We start from the raw sequence: 14,316 nt of genomic DNA, 5'->3' as shown, positions 1-14,316 counted from the left end.
GGCCATTACCTCAACGACGTGGGCAAAGTGGGAAGCGGCGGCACGCCCGCGCCGTCCGCGGCAGCGCCTGTGGCCGCGACGTTGTGCGGCGCCTGCTGCGGCGAAGTGACCGTGAGCGTCACGCGGTGCCCGTCCTCGCCCGCGAGGACGATCGCCCCGGAGCGAATCGACACGACACGCATGCCGTTCGGCAGCGTGTCGCCCGCGCGCACGTCCATCTCCGCGCCGTCGCTGCTCGAAATCGTCGCGTTCATCCGCTTGCCGAGGCTCTGTGTCGCCACGAGCGACAGGTCGCCGTACGAAGCCGTTCCCCCCATCCGGTGAATCGCCTGCTCGCGTTCCACGACCTCCGCCTGTGCATCGAGCTTTTTCAGCTGCGCCTTGAGCAGCAGCGTCTCTTCCTGCAGCTGCATCAGTTCGTCGGCGGCCTGCACGGCGGCCGGCGTCGGCACGACGGTCGCGCGCGGCCCGCTATCGGCGGGCGCGTCGGCGGGCGCATTGGCGGGCGCACTGGCGGCGCCGCCCGGACCTTGGGCCAGCGCCGCGACGGGCCATGCGAAGCAACAGGCGATCATCATCAATAAGGCCATTGCGCGGTCATTTTTCATATAGCGCTCCGTCCAGGGTCCATTGCCCGGCCTTGTACGAGATTTTCTCGATGCGTATGCCGGGTTCGTCCAGATACTTGACCACGCTCTCGGGCGATACCTCGCCCAGCGCCGCCGTGATGTGCCACGTCTCCCACGTGGGCGCCGGCGGCGCGCCACCCGGGTGCAACCGGTCCAGCGTCTGCTGGGCAAGGCTTTTTTGCGGCGCGCTCGTCGCCTGCAGCGAGAACTTGAGGTCCACGCCCAGCAGCTGGAACGCGGACAGCATGCGCAACCGCACGCCGCGGATCCCGCCGATCGCGTCGTCGCCGCCCGCCGGCAACGACAACGGCTCGACATACGTGGCGTGGTCGCCGGTGCTGTCGATGGCCGCGCGCGGCTCCGCCGCCATCAGCATCGCCACGTTCGATCCGCCGCGCGACCAGCTATAGCTGACGTTGGCCGCCCGGCAGTCATATTCGTCGAGATCCCAACCGCCCGGCGCCATGTTTGCGAAGTGATCGAGACAGGCGCGAACGAACGTCGCGGGCAACGGTTCGGAGGCCCAGGGGTGCGGGGCCTCGGGCGGCTTGACCGGCTTGTGCGGATGCAGCCGCAGTTGCGCGCGCACCCGCTCGAACGCCTGCTCCTGCGCGATTTCCTCCTGATGGCGACGCCACGCCCGAAAGCCGAGCACGCCGCCCGCCACCACGACGAGCACAACGGCGGCAATCGCGATCGCAAGCCGCGGGGACTGTCTTTGAACCCGCGTGAGGTTCAGCCAGCGCGGCAGATGAGGCTTGCCGCCGCGGCGCGGGATCATATTCTCGATACGCCGCGCGTAGAAATTGTGAAAGCCCTGCACCTCGAGCTGCTGATCGCCGATCACGACATTCCAGCCGCCGAGGCTGTAGTCGCTGTGCAGCCGCTCGAACACTTCTTCGCTCGTCCCGACCCAGTCGCCGTTCGGCAAGAACGCCCCGTCGCGCACGGCGAAGTACGCCCAGCGGCCGTCGGGCAGCTGAAATGCGCCGAGCCAGTTCGGCGCGGGCTGCTGGCGGCCGTCGTAGAACGCGCCTTCGGTCGCGATCGTCTTCGAAACGAGCGCGCCCAGCGAAGGCAAGCCGAGCTGCGCGCCCTCGCGCGTGCTCGCAAAGCCGACGCCCGCGAACGAACGGTCGATGCGCAGCACCATCGCATCGAAATTCAGGCGTGCGGCCAGCTCGACCGCCTCCGCACGCAATTCGTGGCGGCGCGACAACGATTGCCAGAACAGGCCGCAAATGAAGCGCTGCCGGCCTATCTGGATGACTTGGGTCGCCATGGCGGTTTCGCTCGATTCGCGGTCGTCAGGCGCCGTTCAGCACGATCGGCGAAAGCAGGATGACGATGATCTCTTTCTGATGCGTGCCGCTCACGCCCCCGCCCAGCACATAGTTCGTGGGCGCCCCGACGCCCTGCCGGCTGCCCTGGTCCGCGATGCCTTCGTAGCCGCTGATGACGAGCGTCTGCCCCGATTTCACCGAAATGCGCTGCAGGAAGTTGCGCGTGTCGACGGTGGGCAGCTGGATCTCTTCGCCGTTCGAAGTAAACGTACTCAGCGACACGAGCGACGAAATGTTCGTGTAGAACTGCATCATCACCGTGCCGTCGTCGAGTACGTGCGGCAGCAGCGTGAGATTGAGGCCCGTCGTCACCGTTCCGGGCGTAAGCGACGTTTCGGTGCCTACGTTGAGCGTGTTGGTCGTCGAGATCTGCGCGAGATAGCTTTCTTCCTCGGCCACCTGCACCGGAACCGGCTGGTCGTTCATCGTCGTGAGCGAAGCCGACGTCTTCTGGCGCACGGAGCCTTGCGTGGACAGCGCGGCGATCATCGCGTTGGTCGTATTGGCGCGGCTCGACGGCGAAATGACCGTTGCAGAGAAACTGTTCGGGTTGGTGATCAGGCTCGTGAACGACGTCGAAATGCCGAACTTCGTTCCGAGCGCCTGATAGACGGCATTCCAGTTGATACCGTAGCTGTCCTGATCGGTGAGCGTCACGGAGAGCACGGTGACGTTGACGAGCACCTGGCGCGACAGCACGCGGTTTTGCTGCTCCATGAACTCGGCGACGTGCTCAAGCACGTCGGGCGTGTCGGTAACGGAGATCGAGCCGGTTGCCGGCGAAAGGACGACCGATCCCGCCTGCGACAGCATCGCCTTGATGGCGCTCTGCAAACTGCTATAGACGGATAGCTGGGCGTTCATCGCGATGTTGTCGTTGTTGTTCGACGAGACTGTCGGCGTGCTTCCCGAGCCGCTGCTTGCGGTGCTGGTGCCGCCGGACGACCCGCCGCTGCCGGTGCCCGCCGACTGGCCGCCGTTGTTGCTCGAGCCGCTCACGACGTTGGTAGCGACCGACGAGTCGCCCGGAACGGCGAGCACCTGGAAGACGCGCGTCTCCGTATAGAAGAAGACGATCGCGCCGTCCTCGTATTTCCAGTAGACGTTGAAGCGGGCGGCGGCGGCGTCGAGCAGCCCGTGCAGCGTGCCGCCCGAATAGACGATGCGAACGGGCCTGGGCGCGGCCTGGGCCGCGTTGTTGCGCCCCGCCGCGGCCAGCTGCTGCAGCGTCGGGCCCTGCAGCAGCCCCGTGGGCAGCGGCGGCGTCCCCGGCGTACCGGTGGACATCGCGCTCGACGGGTTGGCCGCCTCGCTGGCGCGCTCGGCCGCATCGTCGGCGCTCGGCATGACCTTCACCGGCACGTGCACGAGACGCGACACGCGGTCGGCGAACGCCCTGAGCGAATCGACGGTTCCGTCGAAGCTCGCCGGCTCGTCGAAAACGGCGGGCAGCGTCGCCTTCGCCGGAATCTTGAGCGTCTTGCCCGAGAGCCAGAGCTGGTCCTTGACGACCACGGCGTCCGGATCGCTCGCGCGGTTGTCGCCCGCCTCGGACTGGCTGAGCAGCCGGGTGGCGCGCGCGTTGTCGGATTGCGCGTCGCTGTCGATCTTGTGCATGAGACCCGTACAGCCCGCGAGCAGGGGCAGGCACGCGACCACGGCGGCGAAGTAACGGTGCGGTGCGCGCATCAGTTGGCCCCTTTCGCAATCACCCGCAACACGCGGTTGCGCTTGTACATGACGGCCTGAATCGGCACCGCCGACCCGGCGAGCGCCTCGACGACCTGGCGCAGCGCTTCTTCGAGCGTGCCGTGCACCGTGGCCGTCGCGTCGATTGCGAAATCGGTCGGCACGTCCCAGACGAATTGCCAGCCCGCCTCGCGCGCCCAGCGCGCGAGCGCGTTGCGCACCGAGCCGTCCGACGGACGCATCTGCCACTCGGTCTGGACCTCCGCCGGCTCTTGCGCCTGTGCTTGCGCTTGTGCGGGCAGAGGCGCGGCTACGGCTATCGGCAATACGGGCGCGCGCTCCGTGGGGGCCATGTGCCCGTGCGCATGAGCTTTCGGCGATGCCGACGCCGTCTCACTATCTGGCGCCGGTGCTGCTGAGGTCGAAATGATCGGGGGCATGGACGGCGCCGGCGGTGCGGCTGTTGAAGACGTCGACGGGGGCATTGCCGCCTTTGTGACAACCGCAACCGTTTGCGGCGAAAGGGTTGCTGAAGGGCTGTTCGCGTGCGCTTCCAGATCCTGGGCAACCGGGACCGCTGCAACCGGCGCCGCCGAGGGAATCGCGGGGGCCGATGCGGCCGTCGGAATGGATGAAGCCGATGCGGCTGCCAAAGGCGCCGGGTCGTCCGCCTGGGAATGCGCGCGCGCACTGACGGTAACGAGCGCGAGGTCCGTATCGATATGCGCCTGCAGCGACGGATTGACCGAAAGAATTTCGCCGAGCACGTGAACGAGGGAGCCACCCGCTTGCCAGCTGACGGGCACGTCGGCCCATGGCCCCGCATTCGGCACGTTCACGCTGTAGCTTGCGGGCACAACCTCTTCCAGCGCACGCAGGAGCGGCACGTTGTAACCACTCGTGCGAATCGCGTCCCCGGCGCCGCGCGCGCCTTCGACGATCACCTGCGAATCGGACGCATACGCGGTACGGCAGGCAAGCCATGTGCAGCACAGCAATGCCTGAATCGCAAAGAAAACCAGCGCCTTGACCCAATTTTTGTTCGCGCTTTCACGCCGTTCGCCGTGAAAGCGCATCCGGTACTCCACCTCAGTAGTTACCACGTTGCCTTCCACTTGTAGACCGCTGCGCTCATCGCCGCATACAGGCAAGCCGAACTCCGATTTACATCCCGTGCGTCGATCGCACCGGAAATGCATAATCAAAGCTCAAAGAAAAGCGCACGAAAATGACAAAAAAAGACGGCAGCACATCGCCGTTAACGGCAATCAAAACGCATCATTTAGGGAAAAAATTCCAGGGGACAGAATCTCGTGACTTTCTTGTTTATTACATGAAATAAACTAATAGCTTTCATATTGTTGAAATAATTACCTTCGCCTTCAGGGACATCCGCGCACTGAAATTGCCGCAATGCCGGTGCGGCAAGGCGCGCGACAACGCGGCAATTCCATTTCTTCGTCAGCTGGTCCATGCAGGAACGCCGGGCGATTTCACCGCGCCCGCACCCGGACCTATCCATTTATCTGGTTATTATGATAACTGCGTGTCTTTTTTTCGTCATTGCGTAATTTCCTTCGAAACCGGCTCCTTGCAAGTGCAACGTCTTGCGACCCGCCATGCGGATCGTCACAGCGAAGGTAACAAACCATCACAAACCCGCGCCTCAAAACGTCGGCGATGGAAACATGCATTCACTGCTTCACGAACTGCACCCTTCGCTAACGCAACGCTCACGGATTCAGGAGCACGCCATGTTCTCGACGATCTACTTCGCCGCCTCTTCGGCCCTCGCATTCGACGACACGCCTTCCGACATCGCATCGAAAGTGCTCGACGGCCAGTTTCTCGATGCGGTTCGCCGCGTTGCGCAGCTCGCCGACGTCGACGCCGGCCAGGCGCAGCCCGGCTACGCGCCACTGCAGATCTACGCCGATCTCGAGCTCATGCTCGGCCGCCACGAAGAAGCCGAAGAGACGTACCGGCGCGCGCAACGGGCCATTCGCCAGGACCGCGATGCGCTTCGCGTCGCGTCGTGCCGCAACACCGGCTGGCAGGCATTCTTCCGCAACCAGTTCAGCGTCGCGCTGAGCTGCTTCAAGCGCATCGGCGAAGAAAAGGCGGCGACCACGCGCCAGCGGCTCGACAGCCTCGTGGGCGCCACGCTCGTCTCGTTCCACCTCGGCTGCGTTCAGGCCGCGTGCCATCGCCTCGCTGAGCTGGCCACGCTCGCGCAAGCCCATCCGGATCGCCGCTGGACCTATCTCGTCGAAGCACTGCGCCGCGACCTCTTTGCGCAGCACGCGCTGCACGGCTCCGAGCGGCTGGCCGATCACATCTACTGGCGCTCGGTCATCACGGAGTTCGCGGCCACGGAAGCGCCGGTGCGCGGCCGCGCGCCCGACGGCGTCGAACTGCCGCTGCTCGCCGGTCGCGTCGAGCACCTGCGCCATGTGGTGGCGCTCGCGAGCGGACAGACGAGCGCAAGCGAAGCGCTGAAGCAATATGTGAGCTGGAGCCGCACGGCGGGTCTGCGCGACTACCATCGCAGCCTGTGCCTCGAAATCACGCTTGCCGCGATTGCAGGCTGCGCCACGCCGCTCGCCGAAGCCATGCTCGACGCATCCGGCGCGGCCGCGTCGCAAGGCAGCCAGCACGCCCGCTGGTATCTCGACTATCTGTACTGCCGCGCGAAGATCATGCAACTGCAAATGCGCACGCAGGAATTCGCGCAGTTCTACGGCCGGTATGCGCTTGCCTCGATCCAGCACGTGCGCGCCGACAGTGCTTCGATGCCGACTGTCGCGGCCGTCGAAGCGCAGACGACGCGCGCCGTGCAGCACTCGGACGACGTTAGCGCGCGTCTGCCCGCGAAGTATCGCCGCGCATACCGCTACCTGATGGACAACCTCGACCAGAAGGATCTCTCGGTTCGCGAGGTCGCCTCTCACGTCGGCGTCACCGAACGTGCGATGCAGGCCGCGTTCAAGAACCACCTCGGTCTTTCGCCGAGCGAACTGATTCGCCGCCAGCGCATGGAGCGCATTCGCGACGACCTGCTCGACGACGACGCACCCGTCTCCCGCGTTCTCGATGTCGCGAACAAGTGGGGGGTGCGCCATCGCTCGACGCTGATCAACGGCTATCGCCGCGTGTTCGCCGAAGCGCCGTCGGAAACGATGGGCCGCTAAACCAGGCTCCCGCCCTCGCTCCCCTGCCGACGACGCCGTCCAGCGCAACGCGCAAGCGCGAGTCCTGGACGGCGTCGTGTTTTCCGTCACGCGCATGCGTTCGCGCGGCTCTTCATGCGCTCCCCGTCTCTCGCCCGGCAAGCACCCCATGAACATGCACTCGCCCACACTCAAGATCGCACTCGCGCTGGCGCTCGCCGTCAGCTGCAAACCGGCCGACGTGCGGGCCGAAGTCGACTGCTTCGCATCGGCCGGCGCCAGGCAGCACGTGAGCCCGACCGTGCTGCGCGCGATCGCGTGGCAGGAATCGCACGGAAACGCCGGCGCGATCCATCGGAATGCTAACGGTTCGATCGATTACGGAATGATGCAGATCAATTCGGTCCACCTGCCGGCGCTGTCGCATTACGGCGTCTCCGCAAGCGACTTGATGGACCCGTGCGCAAGCGTCTTCGTGGCCGCGTGGTATCTGCACCGGATGGTGGCGAAATACGGCTATACGTGGGAAGCGGTAGGCGCATACCATTCGGAGACGCCGGCGGAGCGTGATCGCTACGCGCGCTCGATCGAGGCGATCGTTGGGCGGATGAACGTGCTGGAAGGAACGGAGTGACGGCAGGTTCGCGGTTTCGGGACGCGCGGGGAACTTGCGAAACGCAGGACCGGTGCCGCGGAATGCCTCCGCCGGCACCTTCCCGATGCAGGATTACTGTCCGCTCGCGGCCTTGTCGATGTTGGACGCGCCCTTGTTGCCCACCGAAGCCAGCGCCCCGGTCAGCGTCTCCGAGAGGTTCACCATCATGCTGGCCATGGTCGCCCTGTTTTGTATATTGGCCATCGCCATCTGGTCTTGCGTGGACTGGTTCGCCTGCTGATTCATCTGGTTGATCGTGTTGTTGCCGTCGCCGCCGATCGGCGGTGTCGGATTGAACGCATTGGCAGCGGCCTGAAGTATCGGAGACGCGATGGGAGAAGCGGTTCCGGCCGCAAGGTTCAACGCCGAACCCGCCATTTGATGCATGAACGAAGCTGGCCCCGTACTGTCCGAACCCGCGTTGAATGCGGCGCCGCCGAACCTGCTGCTGCCGTTCGTCGGCAAGGATGCGCCGAACCGGGGCTGCGACGATGCCAGCCGCGGAATCTTGCTCGGCGTGGCAGCCAGTTTCCCCAATACGCTCTGGTCGGCGGCGCGCGGCAAGTTCTTCTGCAGTGAGCCCGACGCCTTCTTTGCGCCGCCGGCTAACGCTTCGCCAAGCGGCCTGATGACTTGTGTGGCGACTGAACCGATTTTCGGTGGCATGTCGATACTCCTTGAGTGAAATGACGAGTTCCATCGTCCGCAATCGGACATTCGTTACCGGGACGACAGGTTTCCGCATCCCCACACACGCGGAGCGACATTGAGGAATGCCACTTGAGGATATGCGGCCGAGCGGCCGCGGCTTCGCCGCAATGCGACGTTGTAGACGATATTGCGAAGCAGGCCGACACATTCGACGGTGCCCGTCATGCGGGACGAAGCCGGTGCTTCGCCAATCCGACGATGACTTCGTACCGGGCCGGCCGTATTTCGCACGGCCGCCTACATTAAAGCCCGTATGCGAGCGGTGCGCGCTTCGACCGCAGCGCGACGAATCCAGACACGACATGGAGTGAAACATGAGCGGCTTGGCGCTTCAATCGGCAGGAATTGGCAGTATCGACGGCGTCGACGGAATCGGCGGCGTCGACGGCGGCAATTCGACGAATCAGATCATCCAGCTGCTGGAAGAACTGATTCAGGAAATGGAGGAAATGCTGGATCTGTCGAGCCAGAGCTCGGGCGGCGGAGGCGGCGGTTCGTCCGCGCCCGCTCCGACTTCGTTCGCAACCGATCCGGCCAGCGGCTCGGGCGGTGGTGGCGGCGGCGGCAGCGGCGGCGGTGGCGCGACGTCGGGCGTGGGCGGTGACGGTAGCACTAGTGGCGGCAGCAACTCCGGCACGCTGCCGACCAACCTCACGGGTAACTTCGCCCAGGACCTGACGCAAGATCTCGAAAGCCGCTATGGCCTGAACTCGACGCAGGTGGCGGGCGTGCTAGGCAATCTGCAGCAGGAAAGCGGCCTTCAGACCGACATCAATCAGGGCGGCGCGACCGGCGGTCCGTCGAGCAACTTCGCCGACAACAACGAGAACGGCTGGGGCGTCGCGCAATGGGGCGGCCAGCGCAAGGCCGCCGAGATCAGCTACGCCCAGCAGAACGGCGTGAATTCCGGCAGCGAACAGGCGCAGATCGGCTTCATCAACCAGGAACTCGACACCGATTACAGCAACACGGTTACGGACCTGAAGGGCGCGACCACGACCGGTCAGGCCGCCCAGATCTGGGATCAGGACTACGAACAGGCCAGCGACCCGCAGATGGGCAACCGCGACCAGTACGCGCAGCAGTTCCTCAGCGAAGGACTTTGAGTCTTTCCCGCCCTGGCCGCCGCCAGGGCGGCGGCGCATGCAAAAGCGCCCCATGAATTCATGGGGCGCTTCGCTTTTTCTTTATCTTTGCTTCGGTTTCCTGACGATGGTGGACACGCCGGCCCACCCCGATCGGATCAGGCCCGCGATTCCATGCCGAGCAAATGCCGCATCGCGTTGCGCACGAACGGATCCGCACTGTCTTCGTGCGCCGTGGCAAAGCCGTGCCACGTCGGGTCGCCGAGCAGCTTGAGGCAGATGGCCTTGAGCTCGGGACTCTGATCGTCCGGCAAGCCGTTCACGAGCTGCCACGCGTCGTGCGTGTGGCCGCGCGCGAGCGCGAGCGCCACGGGCAGCACGAGAAGCTCGCGCGCCGGCGGATGAGCGTCGTATAGCTGTTCGAGTCGCGTCTGCGCTTCGTCCAGCCGGTTGTCCCTGATGCATTCGACGATGCCTTCCGCCGCAACGCTCGCGTCGCGGCCGAGGTGGTGCACGACTTCGCCAACGAAGCTCATGTGATTCTCCTGGTCGATGAAGGGCCCGATATCGGAACCGTCAGTTGGCCCTCATGGGAAATCAATGTAACGGACCCAGCCAAAACCGCATGCGTTTGCGCGAAGCCGCGCCGCGAAAGCCGAAGAAGGCCGCGCCCGGCATGCGCGCTTCGCGGCGCCCGCCACAACTTCGGGTGCGGCCGCTCGCGACCGGCAGCCGCTGGTACGCTGAAGCCGCGGTGGCCGTTCGCCATCGACGTTGACAAGGAAAACCGATCATGCGATTCGCGTTCGCCGGCTTCGACCGCTGGCGTGTCGTCTTCGACGCCTTCGTCGCCGCCGGCTGGGAGCCGGTGGCACTTTATACGATTCCCGTCGACAACCGGTTCGACTTCCATGACGAACTCGTCGGACGCGCCACGAAGCTCGGCATTCCGGTGCAGCTTTCGCGCATACGCGACGACGATTTGCGCATGCTGTCGCAGACCGGATGCGACGCGCTGGTCGTCTCCGGCTACGGATGGAAGATTCCGGCCTGGCAAGCGCATCTGCGCCACGCGATCAATTTTCATCCTTCGCCGCTGCCCGAAGGGCGCGGCCCCTACCCGGCGATCCAGGCGATCATCGAGGACCGGCGCGAATGGGGCATGAGTTGCCACCGGATCGACGAGGCGTTCGACACGGGGCGGCTGCTCGATACCGAGCGCTTCGCGCTGAGCGCCGACGAGTCGCACGAAACGCTGCAGCTGCGGCTGCAGATGGCGGCGAAGCGCCTCGCGGCACGCGTCGCCGGCAATTTCGAGGTGCTGTGGCACGAAAGCCGTCCGCAGGGGGAAGGCAGTTACTGGCCCCGTCTGACCGACGCCGAGCGCACGCTCGATTTCACGCGCCCCGTTGCACACGCAATGCGGATCGTGCGGGCCTGCGGGCTCATCGAGTGCATGGCGCCGCTGCACGGCGCAACGGTGCACGTGCGCCGCGCGGCGGCGTGGCAGGAGGCGCACCCATACGAGCCGGGCCAGGTCGTGCACGAGTACCACCGCTGCGTGGTGGTGGCTGCCGCGGACGGCTTCGTCGCGCTGATCGAATGGAGCCCGCTCGCCGGAACGTTGCGCAGGCAACTGCGGGACTAACCGGGGGATTGCTGCGGGCTAACTGCGGGGCTAACTGCGGGAGTGGATCGCGCGGGGACGGGGTTGCCGCGCGTGACTGCGATACGGCGCGTGGTGCATATCGTGCGCGCAGCGCACGTACCGTCACGCGCGCACCCAGGTCATCGACGGCGAAAAGCCGCCATTGTCCTGCGAAACCGCCTCCGGTTCGGCAGGCGGGGGCTGCACGCCGATATCGAGCTTTGCCGCGCGTTCGAGCAGCCGGTTGCCGATCTTCGCGGCTTCGAGGCTCTCGCGCTGCTCCGCGGCGGCGCGTGCGTAGCCGTGCCACAACGGATCCTCCAGGCCGAACAGGCAAACGGCCATCAGCGCGGCATGCAGGCCCGAGCGCTTCGCTTCTTCGTCGTCGTCCTCCAGCACACGGCGGGCGTCCACCCAGGCGTGGCGGCGCACGTAGCGCCACGCGACAACCGTTCCGCCACCGTTCCACGTCGGCCGAAGCACGCGAATCGCTTCGAGCAGATCGTCGAAGTCCGATTCGTGGTCGAACTGCGATGCCGTCCACAGCATCCTGGTCAGGCCGCCGACTACGTCGCCACCACAATCTCTGTACGTCACGATTTTTCCGTCTCTAGAGGTCCAGCGAAAAAAGGCGCGGCAGCGGGCCGGCGTCAGACCGACAGCCGCCGCTCGCGAGGAATCAATCGTTGCTGCGTCATCCGGTGCGTGAGCCAGCGCTCGCGACGGCTCACGATCGGCCAGCCGTTGCGGCGCATGAATTCGAGGCAGAGGGCGTTATCGGCCTCGACGTCCACGAAGATCTCCGGCTTGAGACTGAACAGCCAGTCGAGCATCGGCCGCAACAACGTGGCCCAGCGTCCGCGATACGCGGGCAGCACCGCAATATGGGCCTGCTCGCCGTCGAAAATCACGCCGCCTATCGGCTGGCCGTCGCATTCGAAGCCGATCGATTCGCAATCGCGGTAACACGCGACGAACACCTCCCGCGTCACGATCTGCAGGACGTTGCCGCCCGGCACGTCGTAACGCGGTGCGTCCGCGTCGTAATAGACGCCTAGATCGACGCGCGGACTCAGTCTGAAGCGGCTCATGGCAACTCAGCGCAACAGCGGGTGAATGTCGTCGTGCGCGCTCGATCCCAGCAGGTTGCGCATGGCCTTGCGCACCTGCGGGTCCTGGCTCTCGAGCGCCGCCTCTGCGTAGCCGTACCAGCTCGGATCGCCGAGGCGCCGCAGGCACAGCGCCTTCAGCTCCGGATACGCTTCGTCGGGCGTGCCGTTCACGAGTTGCCAGGCCTCGCGGGCCTGGCCGCGCTGAATCGCGATCATCACCGGGAAGACAAGCAGCTCGCGCGCCTGCGGGTACGCGCCGTTGAGCTGCCGAAGCTGCTCCTCGGCCTCGTCGAGCTGGTTGTCCCGGATCAGCCCGGCAATCGTGTGCGCAAGCGTGGACGCGGTAACAAGGGCAGTCGCTTCCATAACGTCTCCCGTGCGCTCAGGCCTTCATGAAGCCGGCCACCTTGGCCAGATCCTTGAGACCGCCGGCGTCGATATCCGCGCCGCCGCTGCCGCCAAGGCCCAGCGAATCGGCCGCGCCGTCCAGCAGGTTGTTGGCCGCGCTGGCTTCGAGCCCTTCCGGCGTCAGCGAGATTGCCCCCTTGCCGGCCTCGGCGCCGCCGCCGAGCACTTCGCCCGCGCCCTGGGCCATCTCCTTCGGATTCAGGCTCAACGCCCCTTCGGCCATTTTCAGGCCGCCCTTCGCGACCTCGCCGATGCCTTTGGCAACGTCCCCTACCGCGTTGCCGACGTCTTTTGCAAACCCTTCCACTGCTTTACCAATTGCGCTCATGAAATGCTCCACATGGTTCGAGGTATAAAACCGGCGCGCGCCGGCCGCACGGGAATGCCTGGCGGCACGCGGACGGCCGGTGCTTACGCAGCCTTCGAGCTGTTGCTGTTCGTGTTGATGGCGAAATTGCCTTGCGCGGCGTTCTGGAAGTCGGCGATGCCAGCAATGCCGTCCGAGCCGGGCACGTCGTGCGTTTCGATCTGGTTGTAGACGCTCGGGTTGGCCAGCATGTATTGCGCGGCCTGCTGCACTTCCTGCGACGGCTTCTGGCCGCTGCCGCCCGCGGCGTTGCCGAGCGAAAGCTGGTAGAGGTCGTTCACGTTGAGCGCGCTGTTGCCGTTCGAGCCCATGTAGCCCGCGAGCGCGCCCGAAGCGCTTTGCGGATTCATCGACGACGCGCCCGAAGTCGTGGACGTGGTCCCTGCCGTGGCTCCTGAGGTCGTGCCGGACGTGGACGCGGGTGTGGTCGAAAGGATGCCGTTGTTGCTGCCGTCCGCCGTGTTGTAGTTGTCGGGATTCGTCGAGTAATCGGTGCCGCCGCTCGCCGGGCTCGTGGTGCCGCCCGTCGAGGGGCTCGTCGTACCGCCCGTGCCGCCCGCGCCGCCCGCGCCGCCGGTCGACGGCGCCGTGATCGGGAAATTGCCTTGCGCCGCGTTTTCGAGGTCGCCGATACCGGCGACGCCGTCGGAACCGGGCACGTCGTGCGTTTCGATCTGGTTGTAGACGCTCGGGTTGGCCAGCATGTATTGCGCAGCCTGCTGCACTTCCGGCGACGGCTTCTGGCCGTTGCCGCCCGCGGCGTTGCCGAGCGAAAGCTGGTACAGATCGTTCACGTTGATCGAGCTGTTGCCGTTCGTGCCCATGTAGCCAGCGAGCGCGCCCGAGGCGCTTTGCGGATTCATCGACGACGCACCGGAAGCCGAGGACGCGGACGCGGTTCCGGACGCGGGCGCGGCCCCCGAAGCAGGCGCGGCACTGGCGCCGCCGCCGCCCGTCGAGGCCGCCGGCGCGCCACCACCGCCACCGCCGCTACCTTCCCCACCGGCGCCGCCGGCACCGCTGCTGTCGCCGCCTTGCTGCTGCAGCATCTGTTGCAGCATGCTCAGGATTTCTTCGAGGATCTGCAGGGTGGACGAGGTTTCGCTGGACCCACCGCTGGAGAGACCGGACATGCCGGTCAGCGAGGCGAGCGTGTTGAGCCCCTGGATCGAAGCCGTACTGGACATGATGTTGGTTCCTTAAAAAGTAGTGTGACGAAGCAATCGACGAAACGTCGAATGCGAACCGTCGATACGAACGACAGCCGGAGGATCCGTGCTGACCGTCCCCGCGGAACGCGACGAGCCCCGGACTCAGGTGGATCGTACTGAGGGGGATGGCTGAAGAAACGCGAACACGCGAAGCTTCGAAGCGTGTAGCGAAGCAATGCGTTCGACGCTAGTGATGGCGGGCGGCCGCCGCGCCCGCGCTTTCACCGGATTTCGCCGGATTTCGCAAAACGCTACGCGTCGTCGCAACGCAAGCCAGAGCATCGCGGC

Annotated in this window: 16 protein-coding genes; 4 read left to right on the top strand and 12 right to left on the bottom strand. The window is 65.6% G+C overall.

What is annotated here, in order from left to right; genetic code table 11:
• Positions 1-5: 5 nt before the first annotated feature.
• From pilP to BAC01S_RS34450, 5 genes are all read right to left on the bottom strand, one after another.
• Positions 6-608 carry a type IV pilus biogenesis protein PilP gene (gene pilP / locus BAC01S_RS06075; protein ID WP_027793954.1) on the bottom strand — a complete coding sequence of 201 codons (603 nt, stop codon included), beginning with the start codon at positions 606-608 and terminating at the stop codon, positions 6-8.
• Entirely contained in the window at positions 598-1,911 is a 1,314-nt protein-coding gene (gene pilO2, locus BAC01S_RS06070; protein WP_027793953.1) for a type 4b pilus protein PilO2, read from the bottom strand. The genes pilP and pilO2 overlap by 11 nt, the downstream gene beginning before the upstream one ends.
• A 25-nt stretch (positions 1,912-1,936) precedes the next feature.
• Positions 1,937-3,661 (bottom strand): PilN family type IVB pilus formation outer membrane protein, encoded by a 1,725-nt coding sequence (gene pilN / locus BAC01S_RS06065; RefSeq protein ID WP_027793952.1) that lies wholly within the window; start codon positions 3,659-3,661, stop codon positions 1,937-1,939.
• On the bottom strand, positions 3,661-4,764 hold the full coding sequence (locus BAC01S_RS06060; RefSeq protein ID WP_245616514.1) for a toxin co-regulated pilus biosynthesis Q family protein: 1,104 nt from the start codon (positions 4,762-4,764) through the stop codon (positions 3,661-3,663). The genes pilN and BAC01S_RS06060 overlap by 1 nt, the downstream gene beginning before the upstream one ends.
• 179 nt (positions 4,765-4,943) lie before the next feature.
• Positions 4,944-5,135, bottom strand: a complete 192-nt coding sequence (locus BAC01S_RS34450; RefSeq protein WP_156954333.1) for a hypothetical protein — start codon at positions 5,133-5,135, stop codon at positions 4,944-4,946.
• A gap of 280 nt (positions 5,136-5,415) precedes the next feature.
• On the opposite strand from BAC01S_RS34450, the gene BAC01S_RS06055 reads away from it, so the two are divergent.
• Positions 5,416-6,852, top strand: a complete 1,437-nt coding sequence (locus BAC01S_RS06055; RefSeq protein ID WP_027793950.1) for a helix-turn-helix transcriptional regulator — start codon at positions 5,416-5,418, stop codon at positions 6,850-6,852.
• 154 nt (positions 6,853-7,006) lie between these two features.
• Positions 7,007-7,465, top strand: coding sequence for a lytic transglycosylase domain-containing protein (locus tag BAC01S_RS06050; RefSeq protein ID WP_027793949.1), 459 nt, complete (start codon positions 7,007-7,009; stop codon positions 7,463-7,465).
• A 93-nt stretch (positions 7,466-7,558) separates the two neighbouring features.
• Here BAC01S_RS06050 and BAC01S_RS35345 read toward each other — a convergent pair whose 3' ends face one another.
• Positions 7,559-8,152: a hypothetical protein gene (locus BAC01S_RS35345; protein WP_043201334.1), complete on the bottom strand. Its 594-nt coding sequence runs from the start codon at positions 8,150-8,152 to the stop codon at positions 7,559-7,561.
• Positions 8,153-8,511: 359 nt separating this feature from the next.
• On the opposite strand from BAC01S_RS35345, the gene BAC01S_RS06035 reads away from it, so the two are divergent.
• Positions 8,512-9,303 (top strand): phage tail tip lysozyme, encoded by a 792-nt coding sequence (locus BAC01S_RS06035; RefSeq protein ID WP_027793947.1) that lies wholly within the window; start codon positions 8,512-8,514, stop codon positions 9,301-9,303.
• Positions 9,304-9,440: 137 nt separating this feature from the next.
• On the opposite strand, the gene BAC01S_RS06030 is transcribed toward BAC01S_RS06035, so the two are convergent.
• Positions 9,441-9,818: an HrpB1 family type III secretion system apparatus protein gene (locus BAC01S_RS06030; RefSeq protein WP_043201331.1), complete on the bottom strand. Its 378-nt coding sequence runs from the start codon at positions 9,816-9,818 to the stop codon at positions 9,441-9,443.
• Between the two features lie 257 nt (positions 9,819-10,075).
• Here BAC01S_RS06030 and BAC01S_RS06025 point away from each other — a divergent pair, with 257 nt between their 5' ends.
• A complete protein-coding gene (locus BAC01S_RS06025; RefSeq protein WP_027793945.1) occupies positions 10,076-10,930 on the top strand; it encodes a methionyl-tRNA formyltransferase in 855 nt (284 codons plus the stop codon).
• A gap of 123 nt (positions 10,931-11,053) precedes the next feature.
• Here the strand turns inward: BAC01S_RS06025 and BAC01S_RS06020 are convergent, their stop codons facing one another.
• The 5 genes from BAC01S_RS06020 to BAC01S_RS33255 form a co-directional block, all read right to left on the bottom strand.
• Positions 11,054-11,527: an HrpB1 family type III secretion system apparatus protein gene (locus tag BAC01S_RS06020; protein ID WP_027793944.1), complete on the bottom strand. Its 474-nt coding sequence runs from the start codon at positions 11,525-11,527 to the stop codon at positions 11,054-11,056.
• A 53-nt stretch (positions 11,528-11,580) separates the two neighbouring features.
• Positions 11,581-12,021: a GNAT family protein gene (locus tag BAC01S_RS30465; RefSeq protein WP_043201329.1), complete on the bottom strand. Its 441-nt coding sequence runs from the start codon at positions 12,019-12,021 to the stop codon at positions 11,581-11,583.
• Positions 12,022-12,027: 6 nt separating this feature from the next.
• Positions 12,028-12,408, bottom strand: coding sequence for an HrpB1 family type III secretion system apparatus protein (locus BAC01S_RS30460; protein ID WP_043201327.1), 381 nt, complete (start codon positions 12,406-12,408; stop codon positions 12,028-12,030).
• A gap of 16 nt (positions 12,409-12,424) precedes the next feature.
• Positions 12,425-12,778, bottom strand: coding sequence for a hypothetical protein (locus BAC01S_RS06005; RefSeq protein ID WP_156954332.1), 354 nt, complete (start codon positions 12,776-12,778; stop codon positions 12,425-12,427).
• Positions 12,779-12,861: 83 nt separating this feature from the next.
• Complete coding sequence (locus BAC01S_RS33255) at positions 12,862-14,004, bottom strand: hypothetical protein (RefSeq protein WP_052408699.1); 1,143 nt, start codon at positions 14,002-14,004, stop codon at positions 12,862-12,864.
• Between the last annotated feature and the right edge of the window lie 312 nt (positions 14,005-14,316).

Source organism: Paraburkholderia acidipaludis NBRC 101816, assembly GCF_000684975.1.
Classification (GTDB): Bacteria; Pseudomonadota; Gammaproteobacteria; order Burkholderiales; family Burkholderiaceae; genus Paraburkholderia; species Paraburkholderia acidipaludis.
This window is presented reverse-complemented; position numbering and strand designations above follow the sequence as displayed.